This is a genomic window from Pseudoalteromonas piratica (assembly GCF_000788395.1).
In the GTDB taxonomy this organism is placed as follows: domain Bacteria; phylum Pseudomonadota; class Gammaproteobacteria; order Enterobacterales; family Alteromonadaceae; genus Pseudoalteromonas; species Pseudoalteromonas piratica.
In genome coordinates this window covers 1,189,856-1,215,707 of sequence record NZ_CP009888.1, presented here as the reverse complement: position 1 = coordinate 1,215,707, position 25,852 = coordinate 1,189,856, and the positions used below count along the sequence as shown (strand labels likewise).

The 25,852-nt window shown below is 40.2% G+C and carries 24 protein-coding genes; 8 read left to right on the top strand and 16 right to left on the bottom strand.

The annotated features are described in order from the left end of the window. Positions 1 to 51: 51 nt before the first annotated feature. From hflC to OM33_RS05440, 9 genes are all read right to left on the bottom strand, one after another. A complete protein-coding gene (gene hflC / locus OM33_RS05480) occupies positions 52 to 927 on the bottom strand; it encodes a protease modulator HflC (protein ID WP_038639725.1) in 876 nt (291 codons plus the stop codon). Next, entirely contained in the window at positions 924 to 2,096 is a 1,173-nt protein-coding gene (gene hflK, locus OM33_RS05475; protein WP_038639722.1) for an FtsH protease activity modulator HflK, read from the bottom strand. Before hflK ends, hflC begins: the two co-directional genes overlap by 4 nt. A gap of 98 nt (positions 2,097 to 2,194) precedes the next feature. Next, on the bottom strand, positions 2,195 to 3,478 hold the full coding sequence (hflX, locus tag OM33_RS05470; RefSeq protein WP_038639719.1) for a ribosome rescue GTPase HflX: 1,284 nt from the start codon (positions 3,476 to 3,478) through the stop codon (positions 2,195 to 2,197). Positions 3,479 to 3,496: 18 nt separating this feature from the next. Beyond that, positions 3,497 to 3,748, bottom strand: coding sequence for an RNA chaperone Hfq (gene hfq / locus OM33_RS05465; protein WP_038639716.1), 252 nt, complete (start codon positions 3,746 to 3,748; stop codon positions 3,497 to 3,499). A gap of 80 nt (positions 3,749 to 3,828) precedes the next feature. Continuing rightward, positions 3,829 to 4,746 (bottom strand): tRNA (adenosine(37)-N6)-dimethylallyltransferase MiaA, encoded by a 918-nt coding sequence (gene miaA, locus OM33_RS05460; protein ID WP_081991015.1) that lies wholly within the window; start codon positions 4,744 to 4,746, stop codon positions 3,829 to 3,831. Positions 4,747 to 4,791: 45 nt separating this feature from the next. Next, a complete protein-coding gene (mutL, locus tag OM33_RS05455) occupies positions 4,792 to 6,609 on the bottom strand; it encodes a DNA mismatch repair endonuclease MutL (protein WP_038639709.1) in 1,818 nt (605 codons plus the stop codon). A gap of 25 nt (positions 6,610 to 6,634) precedes the next feature. Beyond that, positions 6,635 to 7,981, bottom strand: coding sequence for an N-acetylmuramoyl-L-alanine amidase (locus tag OM33_RS05450; RefSeq protein WP_052140910.1), 1,347 nt, complete (start codon positions 7,979 to 7,981; stop codon positions 6,635 to 6,637). Beyond that, the gene (tsaE, locus tag OM33_RS05445; RefSeq protein WP_038639706.1) at positions 7,974 to 8,450 is read right to left on the bottom strand and encodes a tRNA (adenosine(37)-N6)-threonylcarbamoyltransferase complex ATPase subunit type 1 TsaE; all 477 of its coding nucleotides are present in this window, start codon (positions 8,448 to 8,450) and stop codon (positions 7,974 to 7,976) included. Before tsaE ends, OM33_RS05450 begins: the two co-directional genes overlap by 8 nt. A gap of 11 nt (positions 8,451 to 8,461) precedes the next feature. Continuing rightward, entirely contained in the window at positions 8,462 to 9,940 is a 1,479-nt protein-coding gene (locus tag OM33_RS05440) for a bifunctional ADP-dependent NAD(P)H-hydrate dehydratase/NAD(P)H-hydrate epimerase (protein WP_038639703.1), read from the bottom strand. 17 nt (positions 9,941 to 9,957) lie between these two features. Between OM33_RS05440 and queG the strand changes: the two genes are divergently transcribed. Next, positions 9,958 to 11,097: a tRNA epoxyqueuosine(34) reductase QueG gene (queG, locus tag OM33_RS05435; protein ID WP_038643053.1), complete on the top strand. Its 1,140-nt coding sequence runs from the start codon at positions 9,958 to 9,960 to the stop codon at positions 11,095 to 11,097. 22 nt (positions 11,098 to 11,119) lie between these two features. Here the strand turns inward: queG and OM33_RS05430 are convergent, their stop codons facing one another. The 3 genes from OM33_RS05430 to OM33_RS05420 are packed head-to-tail and all read right to left on the bottom strand — an operon-like array spanning position 11,120 to position 14,419. Beyond that, entirely contained in the window at positions 11,120 to 12,241 is a 1,122-nt protein-coding gene (locus tag OM33_RS05430; protein WP_038639700.1) for a response regulator, read from the bottom strand. A 50-nt stretch (positions 12,242 to 12,291) separates the two neighbouring features. Continuing rightward, positions 12,292 to 14,244 carry a hybrid sensor histidine kinase/response regulator gene (locus tag OM33_RS05425; protein ID WP_038639697.1) on the bottom strand — a complete coding sequence of 651 codons (1,953 nt, stop codon included), beginning with the start codon at positions 14,242 to 14,244 and terminating at the stop codon, positions 12,292 to 12,294. Beyond that, entirely contained in the window at positions 14,216 to 14,419 is a 204-nt protein-coding gene (locus tag OM33_RS05420) for a DUF1289 domain-containing protein (RefSeq protein WP_038639695.1), read from the bottom strand. The genes OM33_RS05425 and OM33_RS05420 overlap by 29 nt, the downstream gene beginning before the upstream one ends. 92 nt (positions 14,420 to 14,511) lie before the next feature. Here OM33_RS05420 and OM33_RS05415 point away from each other — a divergent pair, with 92 nt between their 5' ends. Then, entirely contained in the window at positions 14,512 to 15,018 is a 507-nt protein-coding gene (locus OM33_RS05415) for a hypothetical protein (protein ID WP_038639691.1), read from the top strand. Between the two features lie 37 nt (positions 15,019 to 15,055). Here OM33_RS05415 and OM33_RS05410 read toward each other — a convergent pair whose 3' ends face one another. The 3 genes from OM33_RS05410 to OM33_RS05400 all read right to left on the bottom strand — a co-directional run bounded on the left by OM33_RS05410 (position 15,056) and on the right by OM33_RS05400 (position 20,383). After that, positions 15,056 to 17,665, bottom strand: a complete 2,610-nt coding sequence (locus tag OM33_RS05410) for a midas domain-containing protein (RefSeq protein ID WP_199922514.1) — start codon at positions 17,663 to 17,665, stop codon at positions 15,056 to 15,058. Positions 17,666 to 17,812: 147 nt separating this feature from the next. After that, complete coding sequence (locus tag OM33_RS05405) at positions 17,813 to 18,532, bottom strand: substrate-binding periplasmic protein (protein ID WP_199922513.1); 720 nt, start codon at positions 18,530 to 18,532, stop codon at positions 17,813 to 17,815. A gap of 30 nt (positions 18,533 to 18,562) precedes the next feature. Continuing rightward, complete coding sequence (locus OM33_RS05400; RefSeq protein ID WP_038639683.1) at positions 18,563 to 20,383, bottom strand: cation:proton antiporter; 1,821 nt, start codon at positions 20,381 to 20,383, stop codon at positions 18,563 to 18,565. Between the two features lie 196 nt (positions 20,384 to 20,579). On the opposite strand from OM33_RS05400, the gene OM33_RS05395 reads away from it, so the two are divergent. Together OM33_RS05395 and OM33_RS05390 are read left to right on the top strand one after the other, a co-directional pair. Then, entirely contained in the window at positions 20,580 to 21,086 is a 507-nt protein-coding gene (locus OM33_RS05395; RefSeq protein WP_038639681.1) for a hypothetical protein, read from the top strand. Positions 21,087 to 21,154: 68 nt separating this feature from the next. Beyond that, entirely contained in the window at positions 21,155 to 22,006 is an 852-nt protein-coding gene (locus tag OM33_RS05390; RefSeq protein ID WP_038639677.1) for a collagenase, read from the top strand. Between the two features lie 59 nt (positions 22,007 to 22,065). Here OM33_RS05390 and OM33_RS05385 read toward each other — a convergent pair whose 3' ends face one another. Beyond that, positions 22,066 to 22,560 carry a GNAT family N-acetyltransferase gene (locus OM33_RS05385; protein ID WP_038639674.1) on the bottom strand — a complete coding sequence of 165 codons (495 nt, stop codon included), beginning with the start codon at positions 22,558 to 22,560 and terminating at the stop codon, positions 22,066 to 22,068. A 96-nt stretch (positions 22,561 to 22,656) separates the two neighbouring features. Here OM33_RS05385 and OM33_RS05380 point away from each other — a divergent pair, with 96 nt between their 5' ends. The 4 genes from OM33_RS05380 to OM33_RS05365 are packed head-to-tail and all read left to right on the top strand — an operon-like array spanning position 22,657 to position 25,482. Beyond that, entirely contained in the window at positions 22,657 to 23,235 is a 579-nt protein-coding gene (locus OM33_RS05380; RefSeq protein ID WP_038639671.1) for a glutathione S-transferase family protein, read from the top strand. Between the two features lie 5 nt (positions 23,236 to 23,240). After that, the gene (locus OM33_RS05375; RefSeq protein WP_052140909.1) at positions 23,241 to 23,576 is read left to right on the top strand and encodes a DUF2750 domain-containing protein; all 336 of its coding nucleotides are present in this window, start codon (positions 23,241 to 23,243) and stop codon (positions 23,574 to 23,576) included. Then, positions 23,576 to 24,133, top strand: coding sequence for a GNAT family N-acetyltransferase (locus OM33_RS05370; protein ID WP_199922512.1), 558 nt, complete (start codon positions 23,576 to 23,578; stop codon positions 24,131 to 24,133). Before OM33_RS05375 ends, OM33_RS05370 begins: the two co-directional genes overlap by 1 nt. Next, positions 24,133 to 25,482, top strand: a complete 1,350-nt coding sequence (locus tag OM33_RS05365; RefSeq protein WP_038639668.1) for an NAD(P)/FAD-dependent oxidoreductase — start codon at positions 24,133 to 24,135, stop codon at positions 25,480 to 25,482. Before OM33_RS05370 ends, OM33_RS05365 begins: the two co-directional genes overlap by 1 nt. Positions 25,483 to 25,852: the final 370 nt, after the last annotated feature.

The window sequence follows — 25,852 nt, the reverse complement described above, 5'->3', positions numbered from 1 at the left end:
ACAAAAAAGCCCTGCAATTGCAGGGCTTAGTTAATCATTCAACAGCTCAAGTTATTTACCAGTCTGCTTCATGTACTTAAAGAAGTCGCTGTCAGGGCTTAATACCATCACGTCTTCTTTATTTTTAAATGTTTCTTTGTAGGCGTCTAAGCTACGTAAGAAGCTATAGAATTCCGCATCTTTGTTGTAAGCATCAGCATAGATTTTAGCTGCTAGTGCATCACCTTCACCACGTACACTTCGTGCATTACGCTCAGCATCCGCAAGCATAACAGTTACACGACGATCCACATCCGCGCGAATTTCTTCTGCTTTTTCCATACCTTCTGAACGATGCTCTTTAGCTACAGCAGAGCGCTCAGCACGCATACGTTGGAAAATAGAATTACTTACTTCTGTGGGTAAATTTATTTTCTTAACGCGAACATCCAGTACCTCGATACCTAACTCTGAAGCACTTTCAGACGCTTGCGATAACGCCTCTTGCATCAATGCACTACGTTCACCAGATACAATTTCACGAATGGTGCGCGAACCAAAGTTGGTTCTTAACCCGTTATTTACTTTTTGTTTAAGCAGTGTTTCAGCGTATTGCTTATCACCACGAGCACGTAGGTAAAACTTACTAAAGTCTTTTACGCGCCACTTAACATAAGAGTCAACAATAAGGTCTTTCTTTTCGCTTGTTACAAAGCGATCTGGAGAGCCGTCAAGTGTTTGAATACGAGAATCGAGTTTACGCACCTGTGAGATAAATGGCACTTTGAACTGCAAACCTGGCTCATAAACCACTGCATTATCAGAACCATCTTTCTTTACTTTGCTGAACTCTAACACAATGGCTTTTTGGCCTTCAGGTACAACAAACACAGCTGAGAACGACAGCATTGCTATAATTACGGCAATAACTAAACCAAAGTTCTTCATTGATTGTATCTCCCTGAGTTATAACGGTCGTTTGAATAACGATCGTTTGAAGAGTTCAACTGACTGTTTTGTGTTGTACCTAGTTGTTGTCTTAGGTTGTCAACATCATTTCGTTGTTTAGCAGGTGAGTTGAATGATGACGATTGTTGAATAATTTTATCAAGAGGTAAATACATCATATTATTACCACCTTTCACATCAACAAGTACTTTAGAGGTACTGCCTAGTACTTCTTCCATCGCTTCAATATAAAGACGCTGACGCGTTACTTCTTTTGCAGCCTGGTATTCAGGTAACAAACGTTCGAAGCGTGCAATTTCACCTTGCGCTTCAAGTGTTACTCGCTCTTTATAGGCTTCAGCTTCCTGCGTCATACGTGTAACTCGACCACGTGCTGTCGGTTCAATTTCACGTTGGTATGCTTCAGCTTCACGAATAAAGCGCTCTTCATCTTCTTGAGCAGCAATTGCATCATCAAACGCGTCTTTCACCTCTGCAGGTGGACGTGCATCTTTAAAGTTAACGTCTGTTAATACAATACCTAAATTGTATGGCGTGATAATTTTCTCAAGCTCTTGCCATGTATCTTGACGTACTTGCTCACGGCCTTTGGTAAGTACATCATCCATCTTTGCATGACCAACTACATAACGAAGCGCACTATCAAGTGCTTGTTGTAAGCTGTGATCAGCGTCAGTGACACTAAAACGATACAAGTAAGCATCAGTAACACGGTATTGAACAACAAACTCTACGCTAACCACGTTTTCATCTTCTGTTAGCATAAAACCAGAAGCAGAAAGCGAGCGAACAGCTTCCACATCAACTGGGATTACACGGTCGACAAATGTCATTTTCCAACGTAGACCTGGCAAGGCAACTTCGTGAAATTGACCAAAGCGTAATACCACACCACGCTCAGCTTCTTTCACTGTGTAAAAGCCGCTAATAGCCCATACTGTCACTGCAATAATTAAAACAAAAACCAGTGCAGGGCCACTTAAGCCACCGTTGCTTGATCCTTTTTTCCCGCCAAATAGGCCACCGAAGCGGTCACCATATTTACGAAACACTTCATCTAAATCAGGTGGACCCTGATCTCGACCGCCCTTGTTATTATTCCATGGGTCTTTGTCGTTGCCATTGTTACCCGGCTCGTTCCAGGCCATAGCGCCACTCCAATATCAATAATTAAAAATAAACTTTGGTAAATTTACCAAAACCTTAGGGGATTTTCTAATTTTTACGGTAAACAAATATTATTAGATTAAACAACTAATTCTGTTATTTGTTCACCAAACTCTTTTTTCAATCGCTGCCAGTCAGACATTGGCAACCTTACATCTAACAACCAATTTCCATGTTCATCAAAACTTTCTTTTTGTACCGCATTTAAACGATACAAAGCACCTTGCAAGCGCCCAAGCTTTGGTGGAATACACATATTTTCATCGAACATTTGTTCCGCAAGGCATTCGCCAATAGCCTGAAGCAAAAGTTCGCAGCCAACACCTGTTTGCGCTGAAAGCCAAACACGAATAGGACGACCTTCATCATTACGGTCAATGCGTGGAGATATCTCTTCCACTAAGTCAATTTTGTTGTAAACCAATAATTGCGGCACGTCATCCGCGTCGATCTCTCTAAGTACATCTTGTACTTGCTCAATATTCTCCTGACGCCTCGCATCTGCAACATCAACCACATGGAGCTGTAAATCAGCTTCGCGTGTCTCGGCTAACGTCGATTTAAACGCAGCAACTAAATCGTGCGGTAAATGCCTAATAAATCCCACGGTATCAGCAAGAATTGTTGAACCCAAATCTGGCACTTCAATTTTTCTTAACGTAGGGTCAAGCGTTGCAAACAACTGATCAGCAGCATACACATCGCTGTCGGTAATGCGATTAAACAAGGTTGATTTCCCCGCATTGGTGTAACCAACTAATGATACGGTTGGAATTTCATTTCGGTTTCGTGCACGACGACCTTGTTCGCGTTGTTTTGCTACTTTTTCTAAACGTTTTAGAATATTTTTTATTTTGCCACGAATTAATCGGCGGTCGGTTTCAAGCTGGGTTTCACCCGGCCCACGTAAACCAATACCACCTTTTTGTCTTTCAAGGTGCGTCCACCCCCGGATCAATCGAGTAGAAATATGGCGCAATTGCGCAAGCTCTACTTGTAACTTACCTTCATGGGTACGCGCTCTTTGTGCAAAAATATCAAGAATTAAACTGGTTCTATCAAGCACACGACATTTACATATCGCCTCTAAGTTGCGTTCTTGTGAGGGGGATAATTCGTGATTAAAGATGATTACATCTGCATCATGGATTTTGACAATCTCAGCAATTTCTTCTGCTTTACCACTACCAACAAAAAACTTGGCATGCGGTGATTGACGACTGCCTTGCACAATCGTCAATGCATTAACACCAGCTGAAGAAACGAGCATTTCCAATTCTTGTAGATCTTCTCGATCACCTTCATTTGGAAATTCAATATGAACTAAGACTGCCTGTTCACCGGCTTCATAACGGTCAAACAAGCATTAAACTCCTATTAATTAGTAGTTACCGCTCTCGTCTTCTGAACCTTGCGTCGCTTGGAAGTTAACCGCACGAGCAGGAACAACAGTTGAAATAGCGTGTTTATAAACCATTTGGTTTACTGTGTTTTCTAATAAGATCACAAACTGGTCAAATGACTGAATTTTACCCTGAAGCTTAATACCGTTAACTAAATAGATTGCAACAGGAATACGTTCACGACGTAACGCGTTTAAAAATGGGTCTTGTAATGATTGGCCTTTTGCCATTGTTATTTTCCTTAGTTCTAGGTGTTCTTATAAAATTCGATAAATCTAACGAATTCAATTATTTTTACTGCACCACTCTACTAGCTTAGCGAACTTAACACGCGTTGCAAGTTTTCTTCATCGCCTGATTCTAGCCAAGTAATATTTTGCCAGCCACGCAACCAAGTTAACTGACGTTTGGCAAGCTGACGCGTCGCAGCAATGCCTTTAAAAATCATTTCATCATAATCACACTCACCAGCCAAATAATCCCACATCTGACGATAGCCAACACAACGTATTGAAGGTAAGTCTGGGTGTAAGTCTTTTCTTTTATATAAGGTCAATACTTCTTTTTCAAACCCCATATCCAGCATTATTTTAAATCTTTTTTCAATTCGTTGATGTAAAGTAGCACGCTCCTGCGGCGCAATGGCGAATTGTAAAACATTAAATGGCAAGGGTTCTGGCTTTACCTTTTGCAACTCACTCATTGGTTTGCCAGTCAAACGAAAAACCTCTAACGCGCGATTAATTCTTTGCGAATCATTTTCATTAATTTTGCTTGCTGCAACAGGGTCTACTGTACTCAGTTCTCTGTGCATAGCAGGCCACCCCTTTTCGTGCGCTTCAACTTCTAATTGCGCACGCACAGTTTGATCAGCATTCGGTAATGGTGATAATCCTTCAAGTAACGCTTTAAAGTACATCATGGTACCGCCAACCAAGAGAGGGATTTTTCCTTGGCTGTGTAACTCGGCAATATTATCCAACGCATCACGACGAAAGTCAGCAGCAGAATAACTATCAGCTGGATCGATTAAATCGATTAATCGATGTGGTGCCTGTGCAAGCTCTTCAGCATTCGGCTTTGCCGAGCCAATATCCATTCCTTTGTATACCAGCGCCGAGTCAACACTAATTATTTCTGTGTTTAAATGCTGACATAGCTTAATAGCTAAATCAGTCTTACCTGATGCGGTTGGACCCATTAAGCAGATAATTGGCAATTCTTGCAAGGCTGTTCCTCGGTTCGCTAAAGTGACTAGATATACTGTTTTATATTAGTCGAAAAGACTGTTTTCTAGGTCAATTTTAACAGTTTTCGATTTAAAACTGGCAATTAATTCAGGCTTTTTTACTACTAACTCGACTAATTGTTTAGTTAATGAGTAATTTAACGTCTTGGCTTCAACTATTTGCTGTAACCAAGTCAACCAAAAACCGACCTCATCTTCAGCTTTCGTAGCGGAAACCTTTTCTACAAGATTATCTAAAATATGATTAACATCGACTGAATACAGTACTTCTGGCAATTTTTTTACCAATAAAAACTGAGAGTTAATTGCAATATCAAAGCCCAAAATCCCTAGCCAAGAAAGGCTGCATTTAACTTTATCAATTAAGTCACTAGACAAATTAATTCGAACAGGCAGCAATAGATTTTTACTTTCTAGCTGACCAAACTGTTCAATTTGCTGTTGCCATAAGGTTGGCAATGCAGGAGTTAAGTCAATTAACTGTGGTTCACCATTGACTGTTCTCAAAGCTTTACCTTGGCGTAATGGCAACAACTCACAACATACAGCACGGGAATTTTCTGTTGCGGATGTATGCTCAACCCTCTCACTCGGCTCTGATAAACTTTGATCGGCAATTCCTTGGTAAAATGCATTCACTGAATGCTGTTTAGCAATATCTGAAACAGGTGACTGATAATCTAATGAAGATTTTGGGTAAGAAGAAGCCCCTCCGCCCCCTGAGAAGGATCCCCTTGATTCTCGCACTTGCCCCGATGAGACCTGTTCAAATACATTTTCAGTTTGTGGTATTGGATACTCGTGTTGTATTTCTTCCTGGACTAAGTGGTTTGATTCAGGTTCTATCAACGGTTGCTCAAAGCTAATTGCTTGCCTCACAGCCTGTACAATAAAATCATGCACCAAGCGCCCCTGATGAAAACGCACTTCATGTTTTGCAGGGTGCACATTTACATCCACCTGTCTTGGTTCAATGTCTAGGTAAAGCACAAAGCCCGGGATTTCATAACCTGGCGCATATTCTTCAAATGTTTGTCGAATTGCATGAAAAATTAGCTTATCACGCATCATGCGACCATTGACGTAGGTATATTGAGGTTCAGTTTTACTGCCCATCGGTAGCACCCAGCCATGCAGGCTGAGCCTTTCGTCACCCGAATTGACAAATACAGCTTGTTGTTCAAATACCCTACCAGCAACCTGCGCAATTCGCTTTACGTAATTCTCTTGCTGTAATTGCGAGCGATATTGCCTTACAACTTTACCATTATGTTTGAGTGTAATCGCGACATCAAAACGGGAAAGTGCAATGCGCTTTAATAGTTCATCAATATGATGGAACTCTGTTTTTTCAGTTCGTAAAAATTTGCGTCGCGCGGGGGTATTAAAAAATAGGTCAACAACTTCAATTGTAGTGCCATTTGGGTGCGATGCAGGGCTAATTTGCACTGCCATATCACGTCCTTCCGCGTACGCTTGCCAAGCTTCAGATTGGTTTTCAGGTTTTGAAGTAAGGGTTAATCGAGAAACAGAGCTAATCGATGCCAATGCCTCTCCTCGAAAACCTAAAGAGATAATTTGCTCTAAGTCATCAAGAGATTTTATTTTACTTGTAGCATGCCGCGACAGAGCTAGTGTCAGTTGTTCTTTTTCGATCCCTAAACCATTATCGCGAATACGAATTAACTTATGCCCACCTCGCTCAATATCAATTTGAATTCGTGTTGCGCCAGCATCTAAGCTGTTCTCAACAAGTTCTTTGACAACTGAAGCTGGACGCTCCACCACTTCACCAGCCGCTATTTGGTTAGCAAGACGCGCAGGTAATATTTGTATCGACATAGTAATAAGTTCTGGTTTGCCTGTATTAGCTTCTGGGGATCGTTAAATTTTGACCGATAAACAGCGTATTCGAATTTAATTTATTCGCTTTTTTTAGCGAGTTTATCGACACGCCATAACGACTGGCAAGCAAGCTTAGCGACTCGCCTGAACGAACTTTATGAAAACGTGGTTGGTCTTTTTTCAACTTTGCAAAATAAGAGTCTTCAGGCGGATTATTTTTGAAATAACCTTTCACAGACTTAAAAATCGCATTCGCTAGTTTTTCTTGATGATCTTTTGTTTTCAACAAGCGCTCTTCAGCAGGGTTTGAAATAAACCCTGTTTCCACTAATATCGAAGGGATGTCCGGCGACTTTAATACTGCTAAGCTTGCAGCCTGAGGCACTTTTTTGTGCATTCTAGTCACTTTTCGCATTTCTGCAATCACGTCTTCGGCCACTTCAAAACCCGTTTTCATGGAGTGATCCATTGACATATCAAGTAGCGCTTGCGCTAAGTAGCGTTCTTGCTGGGTATCTTTTAATACATCTGCAGCACCACCTAGAAGCTCTGAATGTTGCTCTCGATTCTCAATCCATTTACCAATTTCAGAGTTGGCGCGCCTTAATGACAACACCCAAACTGAACCCCCTCGAGGTTGTGGTGAAGTAAATGCATCGGCATGGATTGATATTAAAAAGTCTGCTTTTTTGTTACGAGCGCGATCTGTGCGGGTATTTAACTTAACGTAATAATCCCCTGTGCGAGGTAACACTGCTTTCATGCCTTTTTCAGCATTGATTTTAGCCGCCAAGCGTTTTGCAATTTGCAAGGTAATCGTCTTCTCATAGGTCCCTGATGGACCAATAGAGCCAGGGTCTTCTCCACCATGCCCAGCTACAACCGCAATAACTATGTCTCGGTCACTGCTAATATCTCGATTTTTCACTACCGCCTGTGATGTTGGTTTTTCTTTGCTATATAAATCAAATACAAGGCGATCACTATATGGACCTGTTGGTGCCAGTGAAAAAATCACAGGCTTAACCGGTGAAAGCAGCTCAAAAACTAAGCGAGTTTCTGATTTTTTTCGCGGTGTACTGTAACGAATTTTTTTAACTAACTGATGCTTTTTATCTATTTTTGGGAATGTAGCGTCTCGTCCTGGCGTCGATTTAATATCAACCACCAAACGTAATGGGTTTTTCAAGAAAAAATAGCTATATTCTGGTTTTTCTTTCATATCCAGAACAACACGTGTGCTTTCAGGTGAAGGCCATACACGTACACTATCTATTTTATTTACTGCATGTAAGCTAGTACTTACAAGCAGTAAATAAACAGTAATTAAACTGAATATATTGTATTTTCTAATCCAACTGTTAGGCATTATTGAGCTTATTTATTATTTTTTGACCATTGTCGGTATTCGCCGAAATGGTCACTTTACGCGCACTATCTATATATTCCATTGTAATCTCTAGGTCGGCTTGTGCAAGCATTCCCGCACCTTTTTCTGGCCACTCAATAAGACAAACAGAATTATTTTCGAAATAATCTCGAATCCCCATAAATTCTAATTCTTCAGGGTCAGCCAAACGGTATAAGTCAAAATGGTACACATGCTGATTAGTTAGCTCGTAGGGTTCAACCAGTGTATATGTTGGACTTTTAACATTACCAGTATGACCAAAACCTTGCACAACACCACGAGTTAAAGTAGTTTTTCCTGCGCCTAAATCACCGTGTAGAAAAATTACTGCACCTTCATTGATGGCTTGAGATAACTTTTTACCTATCGCTACTGTGGCATTTTCATCAGCCAAAAAGCATTCAAAAGCATCATTATGTTGATTCATTTACTTCTCCACTAATCAACGAGTTTTCTAATAAAAGGCAATAAATCTGAGGCTAATAAGCCCCTTTTTCCTTGCTGCTCAGCTTGCTCAGCTGCTCTGCCGTGAATATTAACAGCCAATTGTACAGCATCAAAGTTTGACATTCCCTGTGCAATCAGCGCAGCAATAATACCAGATAAACAGTCTCCCATCCCGGCACTTGCCATGCTAGCACTTCCCGACATATTAATTGCCAGCTTATTTTGCTCTGCAATCAAACTGCCGGCACCTTTTAAAACCACAGTCGCATTGAATTTACGTACTATGTTAGAGATTGATTCAAAACGATTAAGTTCAATTTCAGCACTTGAGATCCTCAATAATCTCGATGCTTCACCAGCATGAGGAGTGAGTATTGCCTTGTCTAGATGAGCAGGCTGATTTGCCAGCAAGTTGAGCGCATCAGCGTCGATAACAAGTGGCTTTGTAGTAGCAATCGCCTCTTGCCATAAACTTTTACCCCAAGGAGATTGGCCTAAACCAGGACCAATAACACAAACATCTGCTTTTTCTAACAGGGGTGAAAGTTGTTCTGGTGATTGAATACCATGTACCATTAACTCATAACGACCTTGGACTACAATTGCACGATTGTTTGGGTGAGTAGCCACACTGACAAGCCCTGCGCCCGCACGTAAACATGATTCTGCAGCAATCCTTATGGCACCTGGCATGGTCTCATCACCACCGATGAACAGCACATGACCAAGCTGCTGTTTATAACTATTCGCATGACGAGCAAGCAATTGTGTTTTAAGGTAATGAAAATCAACTAAAGATGATTTTGGCGTTACAGCTTTAGCGAATGCATCGCTGAGCCCAAGGCCTGCAAAAAATAGCTTTCCGACATACTCTTTTGCATTACCTGTCAATAAACCTTGCTTTAAAGCAATAAAGGTGACGGTATAGTCTGCTTTGATACATGTAGAAGAAACCTCAGCCGATGTGGCATTTAACCCTGAGGGTAAATCTACCGCAATAATTGGTTTGTTGAGCGAGTTGACCGACTTGATAACATCCACATACAGCTCACTGAGTTGACCATAAAAGCCTATCCCTAATAATGCATCAATATAAACATCACAGGTAGAATCAAGCTCATCAACAATATTACCACCTTGCGCCAAGTAATCGTCATGCGCACGTTTAGCATCTCCCGACAATTCACTTGGCGATTTAACACTGTAAACACTAACATCAAAATCATGTCGCAACGCATAATTGGCAATCCAATAACCATCACCAGCATTATTACCGCCACCAGCAATAATTTGGATTTTTTCGGCGTGTCGATACTTTACAAGCATTAAATCAAACACTGCTTGAGCGGCCGATTGCATTAGTGAATACATTGGTATGTTTTGTTGTGCAGCAACCAATGCCTCATTCTCTTTTACTTGTTGGGCGCTATACGCTATTTGTGGTAAATTATCGGTTAATTCTGGCGTCATTTATTTCACCTGCAGATATGTCTACTCTTAACTATCCGAATTTGGTAGCAAAAATCAAGCTCTGGGCTCAAGAGCTTGGCTTTGATCAAGTAAGTATTACGGATATTGATCTTTCGCAACATGAAGCGCAATTACAGCGTTGGCTAGATGCCGGCTACCACGGTGAAATGGAATACATGGCTGCACATGGAATGAAGCGCGCGCGTCCTGCAGAGTTAGTGCCAGGAACGCAGCGTGTTATTTCAGTTAGAATGAATTATTTACCACCAGACGCAAGCTTTGCAAAAGACTTAAAAAATAAAGAAACCGCCTATATAAGCCGTTATGCCCTCGGCCGAGATTACCATAAATTAATGCGTAACCGTTTAAAACAGCTCGGTAAAAAACTTGAACAAGAGCTTGAACAATACCAGTTAACACTGGGGTTTCGCCCTTTTGTGGATTCAGCCCCCGTACTAGAGCGACAATTAGCTGAAAAAGCAGGACTAGGTTGGACCGGCAAGCATACGCTTATTTTGAACCAAGAAGCTGGTTCATGGTTTTTTCTTGGTGAACTATTTGTCGATTTACCGCTACCAGTGAATGAAGAAATAGTTGAAGACAAATGTGGTAATTGTGTTGCATGCATTACCTCCTGTCCAACAGGGGCAATTGTTGAGCCCTATGTAGTGGATGCAAGGCGCTGTATTTCTTATTTAACCATCGAGAAACAAGGTGTTATACCTGAAGAGTTTAGGTCTCTTTTAGGCAATCGAATTTATGGTTGCGATGATTGCCAACTAGTCTGCCCATGGAATCGTTATGGTCAATTAACCAAAGAAGATGATTTTCATATTCGTAATCAACTGAAAAGCCAAGATTTACTTACACTATTTGCATGGGATGAGGCTACGTTTCTTAAAAGTACCGAAGGTAGTGCTATACGTCGCATAGGTATCGAGAGGTGGCGACGAAATATTGCTGTTGCACTTGGAAATGCTCCGTATAGTGAGGAGGTAATCACATCGCTTGAAGCTGCAAAACACGATGCTTCCGCAATGTTACTTGAACACATCGAATGGGCATTGTCACAACAACAGCAGAAAATCACCGTTAAGGATAATAAAACACAACGGCTCATTCGGATTGTCGAAAAAGGATTGCCAAGAGATGCTTAATCTATTGGCAATTAATCTGTATTTATTTCAACATCACACTTAAGTCTGTTTCAATTTCAGTAAAAGCACGAGTTACATCTTGCAGTAAATCTTCACGTGCAACAGACTTTTGAATTGTTTCATCAACTTTTTTGTAAATATAAAGCTCTTGGTCTTCATCAAGCCCCATCAAGGGGATGCGATCTTCAAACTCTTCTTGCAGCTCTCTAAAAATCGCTTCATTCATTTCATGACTTAGGTTTAGTACACCAACCAGATCTTCAAATTTATCGCGTATCATTGAAAATGCTTGTCGTAATTTAAGCTTTTGATTAGCAAGTTGTTGGCGCGTAATAATGGCGTCTAATTGATGCTCTGTCACACCGACAACAAAGCAAATATTGTCACGAATACGTCCGAGCCTTTCAGGGTCGTCACTTGGCAAGTTCATTATTAATAAGCTGACTCTTGGATAATTCACCAATATCCGAGGCATGAACTCGTACAAACGCCCTTTATTTTGTAACAGCTCAAATAATTCCACGACCATAGGGGAGCAAATCCCCTCTGAACTAAACTGAGAACGCTGACTGTTGGTGCGGAACTCAATACTCGTCTTTAAACCAAAGCTACGCATACAATTGATCAACGCCTGCGCTAGCTCTTCTTTATCGTCAATCTTACCTATTTGTTCAACGTACTGAACGATACTGCCCATCTCACTGCTATTTGCCATCGCATTAAAGGCAGTGTCTGTTGCATCTTGTAGTTGTTGCTCTAACATATTTTTGTTTTCAACAACTTTAAACAATGTATCAAGTTTACCTTTTAGTTCTTCTTGACCAAAAGGCTTAACAATATAGTCTTCTGCACCAACATTATACCCTGCAATTCGTTCTTCAACGGAACCCCTGGCTGAAACAAACATAACAGTAATATTTGAGGTTGCAGGGTTTTCTTTAAGTTGTCGGCAAACTTCATAGCCATCCATATCCGGCATACTTACATCCAGTAAAATAACACTCGGATTGATTTTGGCGACAACGTCTAAACACTCTGGTCCACTGGCAACACAATGTAAATCATAACTGTCTTCCAGTATTTCTTCGATGATTTCTAAATTAAATGGTTCATCATCAACAGCAAGCACTGTATTTGAATTCATGACCTACTCCTTGTAACACAATTCATTGTTTTATATGTACCTGTTTCAGCTTAGTCAAAGGAAGCGCAAACAGGCAAACTTACAAATACTGTTGCCCCCTTTTCGATATTATTTTGCGCCCAAATTTTGCCTTTGTGCAGTTCGATAAACTCCTTACAAATCGCCAATCCTAAGCCAGTTCCACCCGCACCTCGATTGGTTTTACTGCTTTGTTCAAATTTGTTAAAAATCGTTTCAACCTCATCTTCTGGTATACCTAAACCAGAATCAATCACGGCCAATTGCACTTCATTATTAAAATGATCTATCACCACTTCGATCTCACTTTTCTCATCACTGAATTTAATCGCATTACCAAGTAAGTTTCTGATCACTTGTGCTATTTGGTCGCAATCACAAATGACAAAGAATGGATCTAGCTCAGGTACAAAGTGAACTTTAATCGACTTTGAGAGCAAAGCACCGGACATATCATCAATGCTAGTTCGGACTAGCTGATTTAGATTGTGTTCAGTCGGATTAAAGGGAAACTTACCAGCATCGAGTTTCGACAAATCAAGTAAGTTATTCAGTAAAGATAATAACCGCTTGCCGGAACTTTCAATACGCGATAGATATTTATGCAGTTTATCCTTCGGTATAGGGTCGCTGCTCAGCTTATCCAATCCAAATTGTGAGAAGCTCAAAATTGAATGCATAGGTGTGCGCAGTTCGTGAGACATATTCGCTAAAAATTCAGATTTACTTTTATTCGCAAACTCAGCTTGGTCTTTGGCTGCTTCCAGCTCCTTAGTGCGAACATTTACCTTTTCCTCAAGTACTTGTTTTGCCTCTTCCAACAATTCCTGTTTGCGTTTTAAGTGAGCAATATTCTTCAGAATCACTGCTGTTGCAGTTTCTCCGTGAACATCTATTTCACTAAAAGAGCCTGAAAACGGAATAATATCGTCTTTCATTGTGTTAACAACAAACTCAAAGTTAAACTGCGTGTGGAAGCTATCAATATTTCGTTTAATCTCATTTGAAATATTGCTATCGAGTAACTCAAAGAAAGATAAATTCTTTAACTCATCTTCATTCCTAGAAAAGAGGTTCAAAAACGCATCATTCGCTTCTAATATCGCGCCATCATTATTAAAAATAGCAATGGCATCAGGTGTATTCTTATAAATTACTCGTAGCAAGCTATCTTTCTCAATAAGCGCATCTACAGTGTCTTGTAGTCTATCCACGAGTTCTAAATTATTTCGCTCTAACTGTTCATTGTGCCAAAGCTTATAAATAGCTTGTAACAAAACACTTTCATTTAGTGGCTTCTCAAGCACGTCATCAACCCCTAATCGCACTGCTTCAATCAACGCACTTTGGTGGGGTTTAGACGTGACTAAAATACAGCGACAATTTGGGTTTACTGATTTTATTTGTCGAAAAATATCAATACCTGAAATATCACCCATATTAAAATCACTCACCAAAATATCGATTTGATGCAGTGCAGCTCGACCAATTGCTGCATAATCGGTATCTGCAGTGATGACATCAATATGCGCTCCTTTTAAACTCGACTCCAATCCACAAAGGCGTTCTTTGTTATCATCAACTAACAATATTTTGGGCAATTTAATATCGAGATTGGCAGCACCAATAGCAAGCCCCTCTTCAAGCAACCCAATCACATCCTTGTTGTTATAAAAGGGATGAATTATTAAAGCATTGGGAAGCGCATTCGCCAGCTTAGTAAAACTGTCCCTTAATTTGTTTCCCTCAACATTTGGCGCTAATAAAAATGTATTTACCTCACCGTAAAGTTGTTGGATTTGAAGCACTAATTTCTCAGGCACCCCAGAAGCAAAAATAATTGCTTCATAATAAATGGGTTCTTCACTTGGTTCGAAGTCACTATAGTGGTGGAGATCAACATGGCAGGTTAACAGCTCTAACAATACTTTTAAGCGCATTGCCAAAACGCTAGAGTTATCTAGAATTAAAATCCTTTTTTGCATAAGGGGCTTGTTGTTTTCTTTGTTCACATAAATTAAGCGTAGTTTGCTTTTGCGATAAACTCATGCTCGACCATGATAAAATCTCATCTAAAGTGCGAAAACAGCCCAAACACACATCTTTATCATTTAAACAACAGTTTTCAACACAGGGACTTTTAATATTTGTTTCAGACATCGTGTTTAGGTTATTTTCATAACAATACTTAGATACAGTTTAGAACATTGCGATATACTCGCCTTAAAACCAACCTGGATGATGGAAAAACTATGAAAAAACGCTACTTGTTGATTTCTTCCTTGGCTATTGTGCTCAGCGCATGCGACGTTGTTGAAGACCCTAAAAAAGCACTTGAGCGCCAATATTTTTCCGAGCACCAAGCATTGCAGCAAGCAATTGAAGATATTCGAAGCGAAGGCTTATCTGCCGTAAAACAAGGTGCAGAGGCTGGCTCTGTTGCAGCATGTGTGGCAACTAAGCTAGATGCAGACCCGATGGGGGCACTAATTGAAGTGGAAGGCGCATTACAAGATTCGATTGATTTATCAGAACTTTTAGCAACGCTATCAAACTTATCGGAACAAGAACTCTCTTTAGAAAGTTTACCTAACTTAATCCGTCAAGGCACAGATGCAATTACTTACGTAAAACACATGCTTTCCCAGTATGATGCCAGTGAAATTCAACAGCAGGCCCATGAGCTTATTTCTAACGGACAAACCAAAACGAAAGATCTTGGCGAACATTTACGTTCACTTGTAGAACAGTGTGAATAGAAAGTGGCCAACATATGTTGGCTACTTTCTGAGAAGCCTAATTATTGTCTGGATCGTCTTCTGGTTTAACCTTAAAGACTTTTTCTGGCGGTGGTTTAGGAGCCCAATCAGGGTCAAGCTCTAAATTTGAGAAAATTGATGCCTTTTTAGGCGCTTCATCTTTCTCATTTTCATCTTCTTCAGGTAAATCTTGTTCAAACGAATCAACTTGTTCTTTCAAAGCTCGCCAACTTGATTTAGGGATATTATCGTCCTGATTTTCATCAGAAGGTTGGGAGTTTTCTGTTTCATCCATTTGTGCTTTAATTGCTCGCCAACCACCTCTGTTTTTATCATCATCCGTTTCATTTGGCTCGGGTGCCGACGCGGTAAATTCATCTAATCGCACATCTTGGCTGAAGGTTGTTAAATCTATATCCTGATCAGCTGACAGATTGATATCGGGTTCGTTATTATTCTCTTCTCCACTTGAAGCAAGCGTGTCATTATTATCTGGAATATCGACCTTGCCGGCTTCGTCCAAGCCTGTTAAAAAGCCTTTTCCAGCTTCCAAACTCTTAGCTAACTCATCTTCTAAACTGGTTTCTGTGTCATTGGATTGTGTTGAATCCGCCGCTTTATCATTATAATGTTCAAGGTAATCAAACATCCCCTCATCAACTGCGCGTTTCGCAGCGCGACGTTTAAATTCAGAGTGAGGGACCATGTTCTCTATAAGGGCATCATCTTGCTCAAAGCTTTGAAATTCTCTCTCAGAAAATGAACTATCGCTTTCTTTATTCTCTTCATCTGAGTTATTTTGCTCATTATCAGTTGAAGAATCGCGAGCAGTGGCTTGGATATCATCTTCTAAGTTTGCAGCATCAAGATCCTGCATGGTCGATAAATGATTATCAAAATCATCAGATGACCCCAAATTGCTTTCTGCAAAACCCTCATCGACTTGTTGGCTATGTTGTTGAATATCTGGATTATCAAACGATTGAGGGTTGTCAGTATGCGACATTTGCTCAAGTCCATCAGCAATATTCTCGCTACTCTCAGGAATACCTTCTGAAGTTTGATTAATGGCGCTGTTTGGCGTTTCATCCAATTGAGATGAAGTTAACGCTTGGAGCTTTTCAAACTCACTATCCAGTTCTGTCTGAGCTGAAAAGTCTGAGGACTCAACGGGCTGTTCGTTATCTAATTCATCGGAAGCTGAACTCGATGTTGAACTAATGTTATCAAGCTTTTCGGTGAATTCTTTTGCCTTATTTAAAATCGCATCAAGCTCAGCAATATGGTCAACTACAGGTTTTTCCTGCTCTTCAGCACGATGCACGTCTTGATTATCAGGCGCTATTTCAGATACTGAATCTTGGTAGGAGCCCGGCTCTGGGTAGGATGTTGTTTCGGCTTCTTGAGACGATTCAGCAGTATTCAGCTCAGATGGAGGGGGCATAGGTGATGCAGCTAACTGTTCTGAGTTGTTATTTCGGTTTAGGTTTTGCTGCCTTTCTTGCTCTTCTGCTAGACGTTTTTGCTCAGCTCTTGCAGCAATGTAATCATCAATTTTTGCAAGCCATTCATCAACTTGGTCATCACTATACTTAAGTTCTTTAAAGCCCAGAATATAAGTATTTACCTTCTTTTTATGCATAACCGCAATAGGAAACTGTGATTTAAATACTGCCATATCATTAAATGCAACGATCGGTTCAATCTCCGAACTCAACTCAATAATTTGGCTCACAGCATGGCAACACTGATTAACAAGATTTAAGGGACTTTCAAAAGGAACAAGCTCTTCACCGACCTGCTCTTTCCAATCAGGTAAAGTCGCACTGCCAATAATTGCTCCTCGCTGCTTCTGACCTAGTACTACAAAAATACCAAATTGCGAAGCAATAATACTATCGAGCATTACATCTTTCCCACTAGGTAAAGAAACCTCTATACGGATTCGGCGGAAGTATAAATCAGGATCAAGCTCACCTTTTGCTGGTTTAGCCTTTTTCTTTTCCGCTGCTTTTTTACCTGCTGCCACAATCTCTTTTGACATCTCTTGGGCTTTTTCTTTTATTTCATCCATGCGAGCGCGTACAAATTTCACATAAATAAAAATAGCTACAAGCACAACCAACAACATAATAATCGGCAGCATCATGGCATCAAGTAACGTAGTTTGTTCTTCAGCTGCTTGGTTCTGCCATTGAACTGGCGATGGTTTAGGTTGCTGTTTTGGCGTTACTGTTGCAACTTCAGAAGTCGCAGGTTTAGTTTCCATTTTTTCTGAAGGTTGTATAGGGTTTTGCTCTATTTTCTGAGCTTCATTAGCTGCGGCCTCAGCCTGCTGCTTCGCTTTTAATTCAGCCTCAATTTCTTCAAATTTTTGTTGCGCCAACTGTTTTTCTTGTTCTGTAAGGGTAGGCTCAGAAATCGGTGATGATTTTTGTGGATTAGATTCAACAGTAGTTTTATCAACAGTTTTAGTAGGCTCTGGTTGATTACAAAAACGCTCATAGTCTCGTTGCGCTCGGCGATAAGTCGGATGAGTTTTACTATTCTGGTACGTGCTCATCTGCTGTTTGAGCAAAATACAGGTTGCAGAATTTGCATTTGTTTCAGGTGAAATAAATGCAAATAAAAACACTAAAAAAAGCAAAAAATTGCTTACCTTTACCATTGATGTTTTAACCAAATCATAATCAAATTAACAACTTGTTATAAGCTTACGCATTTAGCGTATTATTGCCAATAACTTGTAGCGAAAAATTAACTTTTATTACACGCCTGCGAACCTGATGTAATGCTACTGCAAACCATATTTTGCGTTGTATTCTTCTAACGCCTGTTGTACTTCAGCAACGATTCTTTTGTCGGTATTTCTACTAAAGGCCATACATGCTTGACGTTCATTTAGGCTGGTAACCTCAATACTCCGTGTAACAGCTTCATAATTAAGCTTACTTGCTTTGAGTGATTCCGACATTTCCCATTCAGTTTGCACTAAAAAGTCAACTCTCCCCGCCAGAAAAGTGCGCATCTCTGCATCTGGATCAGCTGTCACATCCAAATTTACACCTTCTTTAAATCCTTGGTTAAGTAAAAACTCATGGCTTCGGGCTTGTCGTCCAACAGAGGTAGTATATTGTTTGGCATCTTCCAAGGATGCCAAGTTGATATCTGTGCGTTTTGATAAGTGAAAGAGATACACTTTAACGGGTGCAATTAAGGGGCACACCCACTGATAAGAAGCCTCTCTCTCTGGCGTTCTGAAAATAGAATAAATTAACGTATTTTCATTCCGTTTGGCTTTATCCATTGCCCTAGTCCATGGGTAACTTCGGATATGGTAATCGTAGTTGAGGCTATCAAGAATGGCTTTTACCTTTGCAGTAGAGCGGCCAACAATATCCCCCTTTTCATTGGTATAATTAAACGGTCGCCACTCTTCTGTGACAACCGAAATAACTACTTTTTCACTGGCATATAGGCTTGTAAAAAAACCTATAGCAGTGGTAAATACCAATAAACGAAAAATAGACTATCTCCTTCGTTTTTAATTAGCCGTCTGAGTAACTTGAGCTTCTTTTAAAATTGACATTTTAGCTGGTTGTAAGGCAATAACCGAATCACCTTCCTCAGGCACTTGCCCACCATCAATTTGGACAGGCACGATAAATTGTTGCTGGCGCCATATAAATAGCGGAATTGCATCTTTATTGACATCTAAATAATCTTGCCAAGTAAAGGCATCAGCAATACGTGTTGCACTCACCTTGCCGCCTTTTGCAATCATCCCCGATAACTTGGCAAAAGTAGCATCGTGTGCAAACAAGTTCTGTCTTGATAAGAAAGTAGCACTGTCTTTATTTGCTTTAGCATGTGCATCTGATGACTTAAGCGAAAATACCTTATCGACACCAATTAAATGCGAAAAATGCTGGATACCTAGTGCATTGTAATGTCGGTTTGGTGACAAACCGAGTACCTTGCTAATATCTGTAAGCGGTAAATAGCGTTCAGCATGTTCAGATTGAGGGTTGCCGTAATAACAAGATAGCCCATCCATGCGCGCCATTTTGCAGTTTTCCCAAGCAGGATCGGATAAATAAACGCTTACACCGATATCATTTAGCCCTTTTGCGACTTCACGCGCCACATGGTTAGCACCAATAATCAGTATGGTTGAAGGCTCAGGTTGACGTAACTTCAACAATTTGGTTAACGGTACTGCCGTTAAGCTTTGTAAAACAACAGTAACAATAATCACGGTAAAGATCAGTGGCACAAGTTTTTCAGAAGTGGGCACACCTGCTTTAACCATACTTAACGCGAAAACAGAGCCTACCGCAGCGGCCACAATACCGCGCGGAGCGATCCAACTTAATAATGCACGGGCTCGATAATTTAAATCAGAACCAAAAGTCGACAACAAAATAGAAAGTGGTCGTGCGACAAAGAGCACAAATGCCATAAAAATAAGTACACTGGGGCCTAATTGCTTAATGTCATCTATATGAAGACGTGCTGCCAGTAAAATAAATAAGCTTGAGATTAAGATCATCGAAAGATCTTCTTTAAATTCAAGCACTGCATCTATTTCTAGATCATCTTGGTTAGCCAGCCAAATGCCAAACACAGTTACAGCGAGTAGACCCGATTCATGGCTGAGATAATTAGACACACTAAATGTAGCCAACACTAACGCTAAGATGCCAAATTTGTGTAATTCAAAGGGCAACCATTGACGGCGGATCAGCAAACTTGTAAACCACCCAGCAAATACCCCTAGTGATAACCCAACTAACAGGGTCATAAATAATGCACCTAAGGTATGGTTAAATATGCTCTCTTGCCCCGTAAGCATTACCGCTTCAAATACTAATACGGCGAACAATGCACCAATAGGGTCAATAACAATACCCTCCCAGCGCAAAACTTTGTCGACATCTTTATCTGGTCTCATCGCGTTCAACAAAGGTGCAATCACAGTGGGACCAGTAACGACTAACACTGCCCCAAGTACGGCAGCCACTCGCCAATCTAAACCCAGTACAAAGTAGCCCGCACAGCCTATCACAATAAACGAAGCCAACATTCCGATTGAACATAAGTTACGTACTACTTTCTCGAGCCCCTTCAGCTCTCTAAAATGCAGGGTCAATGCACCTTCGAAAAGTATTACAGCAACTGCTAAAGAAATAACCGGAAATAACAAGTCACCAAATAAAGCATCAGGATCAATGACATTAAACCCAGGTCCAAGCAACAGGCCTGTAATAAGTAAAAAGAGAATTGCTGGTACTTTAAAAATCCATGCAAGCCACTGAGCAGCAACTGAAAACATTGCGATCAGTGAAATATACACTGCTGACATTAAATATTCACATAATTAAAAGATTGAATATAACCATAGTATATCTTGGATAATTAATTACATAATGTTTTAACAATAAAAATTTATTTCAAATCAAGCCATATCCTGTACTTTTTAGTTTCAATTAATTGCATTACAAAGCCGCAAAACGGTACATTGATGAAACTTATCTGTATTAGTATTTAATGTAACAACCATGGTAAATGCGAGTGAAAAAGAGAAAATAGAACTTGAGCATCAAGCGGCAAAACTTTTTTTGCGTCTTTATGAAAAACAGTTCAATTTACCCATGCGACATATTTGGCACAATCAACCGAGTAAACCAGATGTCAGTTGTTATCAAAATGACGAAAAACTCGATATTGAAATCGCTCATCTGTATGGCAGTGAAAAAGAAGCCATGGCAATCTTAGGCAGAGAACTCAGCGAAGAAACAAAAGTAAACCTCTCAGACTTGATGTTGGAACCCATTGAGATGCGATTAACCAAAGCATTGCAACGTATTTTGGCTAATAAAGCATTAAAGCACTACGATACAAAACGAGTCTGGCTGGTGATTCGAAATGCCAACCCCTTTTGGCATAATGATGATATCCAAGCCTTAAAGCACCACTTCATAATGCCTAAACCACATCCTTTTGAACAAGTTTGGATTATTGGTGATTTGAACGGCCATTCAGGATTAACCCAACTATATCCATAACCTCAGTTGACCCACTATTTAATTTTTGATGTAATCGAAATAAATTGAGAATTGAATACAATATACCAATGAAAAAATTAACCCTGCTCTCTAGTCTATTTTTTGCGGCTTATGCAAACGCAAATACCGCTAACATTGAAACTGTTTTAACCAATGTTAAACAATGTAGCGACACCATAGTGTTACGCCACCAAGCACTTAGCAAAGAGCAAGAAGATGCCGCTTGTAACATGCTATCAGCACAAGAAACGCGCTTTCATAACACCTTTAATACCCAAGGCAAACCGGTTGCCAATGATAACAACCACTTCCTTCGTGCAAATATCTACCAAGATCGTGACGCCTATGTGAAATACGTTACTGTGCATTTCGATGTGCCTAGTGATAATGGCGGTATGTATTTAGAAGGCTTGCCGCACTTACCAAATAATTCTGCTGAATTTGTTGCCTATCAAAAGAAAGGGCAAATATGGAACTTAAGCCATGAATATGTGCACTACTTAGATGGTCGCTTTAATATGTATGGTGACTTTTGCGCTAATTTACACGACTCTCACTCAGGCCCAGAGTACTGCCCAAAACCTGCACCACTGCTACCACACTTAGTTTGGTGGAGTGAAGGCATCGCTGAATACATCGCCAAAGGTGAAGACAATGAACGTGCAATCAAAGCAGCAAAAAAACAAATTATTCACTTAAGCGAGCTATTTAATACTAGTTATGAACAAAATGGTGGCTCTGAACGAGTATATGTTTGGGGTTATTTAGCATCGCGCTACATGATGGAAAAGCAACGCGACAAAGTAGAACAGATGCTAGCACTCACCCGCAAAGGTCAATACACCCGCTATCAAGCATTGGTAAAAGAATGGGGTAAATCAATGGATAGTGATTTTAGCCAGTGGCTAACTCAACTGTAATTTATCGCAAAAATTCCTAGCGAAGGCTGTAATATCTTTGATTTACAGCCTTTTTTAATTTATTTTTCACTCACTCGCTTACCTAAAATGGTTAAGCTGTATTCGTTATCATCCATCTTTGCTACATTGGGTAGCTCACCCCAAACAGCAAAACCGTATTTTTGAAACAATCGCATGCTTGGCGTATTGTGACTAAAAATGAAAGCCAAAACAGTTTCGATCCCAAGCTCAGGTGATAATGAGAGCGCAAATTTCAGTAACTGTTGACCAAGCTTCTTGCCCCGTTGTTCACTGTCAACATAAATAGCAATTTCCACTGTGCCATCGTATGCAGGGCGGCCATAAAACGATTTGAAACTCAACCACGCGATAACTTTTTCATTTTCGGTTATCACATATAAGGGGCGATTCTCTGTATGGCTTTCAAACCAGGCTTGTTTACTGTCAACGGATTGCGCTTCTGTGTCTGCGGTAACCATTCGGCTATCAATAGTTTGGTTATAAATATCAACAATTTCAGGTAAATCGGATTGTCTTGCTAAACGCGTTTTCATTATAAGTTCAAAATAAAATTGTCATTACCAAGTCATAGTAACACTTGCCAAGACCTGATATAAATAACAAAAATTTATATTAAGCGAGCGCTATTTATGCAACTTTATGGGTCGTTAACCTCCCCTTATGTACGCCGTTTACGTGCACTGGCCATTGAGCAAAACATTCAATTCGACTTTTTAAATTTAAATATTTTTGCTGAACAAGACAGAGAAACGCTAGTTAAGCTCAACCCTACCCGAAAAATCCCTATGCTAGTTGATGGCGAACAAGTGGTTTTTGACTCAAATGTTATCTATCGCTACCTCAGTCAAAAATTAGACTTTTCACCGCTTAGTTGGGATCAGGAAAATACCCTGACACTGATTAATTCAGCGAATGATTCCCTCGTTGAACTATTAATTTGTAAACGTTCCGATTTTGATACTAACGACGATAAGTTATTTTTTAATTTACAACGTGACCGCGTACAGGGTGTGTTATCAGTACTTAATGATGCAGCGGAAAAAGGCGAGTTCAACGATTACAATTATCTTGCTATCTCGCTTTATTGCTTAGTCGACTGGATTATATTTAGAGACTTAACTGATTTATCAGCTTTTACAGCGCTGTTAGACTTTCATGCCGCTCACCAACAACGAACTTCAAACACTGAAACAGCCCCGAAGGATTAATCAGTATGAGCGAACACATTGAACGTATTGACGACTTTATAAGTCAGGTAAAACAATCTAAGCAATGTTTTGTGCTTAGTAGCGAAAGCGGTTTATTGATCGCCCCTTCAGAGTTTCAAGAAGAACGTGATGTGCTCTTGCTATGGGCATCATCTGATGAAGCAAAGCAACAATGCAGTGGCGAATGGCGCAGTTTCGACGTGATTGAACTTGATCTTGATGATTTGACTGACTTACTTCCCGATTTACATGATGATGCATTATTAGTAGGGTTAGATTTAAGTGATGAACAAATAGCCATCGAAATCGAAGCAAATGCCTTACTCGAAGCCTTAAACTAATGATTAACATTATTCCTTTAACTGAAACCTATTATCAGCAAGCATTATTGCTTGCTAATAAAGTACATGGCGATAATTACCTTGATTTACCTAGCCTTATTGATATGCAAAAAAAGGCATCCAAAAATGCTATAAACGCCAACTTTATTGCATTAGAAGGCGATACTGTCGTGGGTCTTCGCTTAAGTTATGCAGCCAATCAATGGCCACTTGATGAGTGGTGTACCCCCTCTCTATGGCCTTGTGCGCAAACGGATATGGCTTATTTTAAGTGCATTGCTATTGACCCCAACCAACAAGGTAAAGGCATTGGTCCAAAGCTATTAACGGCGTCGATTAATGCATTAAAACAACAAGGCGCAAAAGCGGGTATTGGCCACTTATGGCAGCAAAGTCCAGGAAATGGTGCTGTTAAATACTTCACTAAAGCCGGTGGCAAATTGATTAAAGAGCATAAAAACCGCTGGTATGAATACAGTATTAAAGAAAACTATCAGTGCACAATTTGTGGCGTACCTTGTCATTGCAGTGCCGCAGAAATGGTAATTGAATTCTAATGACTCACGTTTATGATCCATTGCATCAACCTCATTGTCAGGGGCAAGATTTTGCACCGAGTTATTGGGCTAGCACCATTGCCTTACCAGAGAGTACTTCAAGTGTACAAAATGCCCAACATCATGATGTCGCGATTATTGGTGGCGGATATTCTGGTTTACTAACGGCTTATTATTTAGCAGCAGAACATCAACTTGATGTGTGCGTAATTGAAGCGAATCAAGTAGGTTTTGGTGCTAGTGCACGCAATGCAGGCTTTGTATTAAAAGGCTCTGGGCGCTTAAGTTACCCACAAATGACACAAAAGTGGGGACTCGATGTAACCAAAGGAATTTACTCAGAGTTCAGTGACGCTGTGCACCGTGTTGAGCAATTAATATCTGATTTTAACATTGACTGTGACAAGCAGGAAAATGGCTATTTAAAAATCGCCCACAATCAAAATGCGCTAGAAAGCCTAAATGCCCAAGCAAACTATATACAAACTCAATTACAAAGCGCTAATACCCCCCCCAGCCAATGGCTCAGCAAAGAAGAGTTAAGTGTTCACTATATGAAAAACCAACAGGCATTTGGCGCGCTACGTTATAGTGACAGCTTTGGTGTAAACCCGTTAAAACTGCTACTTGGTTATCGCTCTCTTGCGATTAAGAATGGTGTAACACTTTATGAAAATTCACTTGTTGAACATATTGTTGAGACAGCAAACGGGTTTGAACTCAGCGTTAAAGGAATTAAAGTAAGCTGTAATAAGCTGATCATGGCTGGGAATGCATATAACAACAAGCAAAGCCATCAAGCAATTAACAATCGCTACCTGCCAATTTTGAGCAGTATCTTTGTTTCAAAACCGCTTACAAAGCAGCAACTTGATGAATCAGGCTTGCAAACTAATCAAGTATGCATGGATACACGCACACTTAAATATTATTATCGCCTGCTTCCTGATAATCGATTGTTATTTGGAGGTCGTGGCGCAGTCTATGCTAAACACCAAAATAAACCTGTATATTTGACTAACCTTAAAAAAGGGTTAAGTGACTGCTTTCCTTGCCTCACCAATATTGAGCATGATTATTATTGGAATGGTTTTATTGCCGCAGCGCTTGATGATATGCCACATATTAATTTTGACGGTAAACTTGGCTTTATTTTAGGCTATTGCGGCGCTGGGGTTTCGTTTAGTGCACAAGCAGGTTTTCGTATGGCACAAATGGTAGCAGGCAAAAAAGTACCAAAATTACCGCTGTATAACACTCCTTTACCTTATTTACCCTTTGCGCGATTTAGACGGATTGGGCAGTTCGCATATTACCAATATGCACAAGTTAAGGATCGGTTTTTTTAATAAGCGCGTGTTAGCGCACTTATTAAAAATTGATTTAACGTAACAACCCAATCTAGGGTCTGTTGACCTTTCAAGTTCGTTTTTGCAGCAGTTTGATTGGGTTTTATACAAGACAGAGGCAGCGTGGCATAGTTATGCTATGTGAGTCAGCCGATAACACAGTAGAAAACCTAATCAAGCACTGCCGAATGGTTCTTTTGAGCGCACTTTTCTCATTGTTGCCTACATGGATGTAGGTAAGAGGCGTGAGCAGGACGCGGAAGCTTTGCTCGATATTCGCTTAGATTGCTAGGCCACACATCGATCGCCGCGATAAAAGTACGCTCAAAGAGAACAAAAATAGAACAGCAAAGATCAACAGACTCTAGTT

Excerpts from the sequence above, each read along its gene's own strand:
- tsaE (WP_038639706.1), bottom strand. The coding sequence starts at position 8,450 with ATGAATCAACATAATGATGCTTTTGAATGCTTTTTGGCTGATGAAAAT.
- OM33_RS05450 (WP_052140910.1), bottom strand. The coding sequence starts at position 7,981 with ATGCCTAACAGTTGGATTAGAAAATACAATATATTCAGTTTAATTACT.
- queG (WP_038643053.1), top strand. The coding sequence starts at position 9,958 with ATGTCTACTCTTAACTATCCGAATTTGGTAGCAAAAATCAAGCTCTGG.
- OM33_RS05380 (WP_038639671.1), top strand. The coding sequence starts at position 22,657 with ATGCAACTTTATGGGTCGTTAACCTCCCCTTATGTACGCCGTTTACGT.
- OM33_RS05420 (WP_038639695.1), bottom strand. The coding sequence starts at position 14,419 with ATGTCTGAAACAAATATTAAAAGTCCCTGTGTTGAAAACTGTTGTTTA.
- OM33_RS05400 (WP_038639683.1), bottom strand. The coding sequence starts at position 20,383 with ATGTCAGCAGTGTATATTTCACTGATCGCAATGTTTTCAGTTGCTGCT.
- mutL (WP_038639709.1), bottom strand. The coding sequence starts at position 6,609 with ATGTCGATACAAATATTACCTGCGCGTCTTGCTAACCAAATAGCGGCT.
- hfq (WP_038639716.1), bottom strand. The coding sequence starts at position 3,748 with ATGGCAAAAGGCCAATCATTACAAGACCCATTTTTAAACGCGTTACGT.
- OM33_RS05425 (WP_038639697.1), bottom strand. The coding sequence starts at position 14,244 with ATGCAAAAAAGGATTTTAATTCTAGATAACTCTAGCGTTTTGGCAATG.
- hflC (WP_038639725.1), bottom strand. The coding sequence starts at position 927 with ATGAAGAACTTTGGTTTAGTTATTGCCGTAATTATAGCAATGCTGTCG.
- OM33_RS05440 (WP_038639703.1), bottom strand. The coding sequence starts at position 9,940 with ATGACGCCAGAATTAACCGATAATTTACCACAAATAGCGTATAGCGCC.
- OM33_RS05390 (WP_038639677.1), top strand. The coding sequence starts at position 21,155 with ATGAAAAAATTAACCCTGCTCTCTAGTCTATTTTTTGCGGCTTATGCA.
- hflK (WP_038639722.1), bottom strand. The coding sequence starts at position 2,096 with ATGGCCTGGAACGAGCCGGGTAACAATGGCAACGACAAAGACCCATGG.
- OM33_RS05395 (WP_038639681.1), top strand. The coding sequence starts at position 20,580 with ATGGTAAATGCGAGTGAAAAAGAGAAAATAGAACTTGAGCATCAAGCG.
- OM33_RS05415 (WP_038639691.1), top strand. The coding sequence starts at position 14,512 with ATGAAAAAACGCTACTTGTTGATTTCTTCCTTGGCTATTGTGCTCAGC.
- OM33_RS05375 (WP_052140909.1), top strand. The coding sequence starts at position 23,241 with ATGAGCGAACACATTGAACGTATTGACGACTTTATAAGTCAGGTAAAA.
- OM33_RS05365 (WP_038639668.1), top strand. The coding sequence starts at position 24,133 with ATGACTCACGTTTATGATCCATTGCATCAACCTCATTGTCAGGGGCAA.
- OM33_RS05430 (WP_038639700.1), bottom strand. The coding sequence starts at position 12,241 with ATGAATTCAAATACAGTGCTTGCTGTTGATGATGAACCATTTAATTTA.
- OM33_RS05370 (WP_199922512.1), top strand. The coding sequence starts at position 23,576 with ATGATTAACATTATTCCTTTAACTGAAACCTATTATCAGCAAGCATTA.
- OM33_RS05385 (WP_038639674.1), bottom strand. The coding sequence starts at position 22,560 with ATGAAAACGCGTTTAGCAAGACAATCCGATTTACCTGAAATTGTTGAT.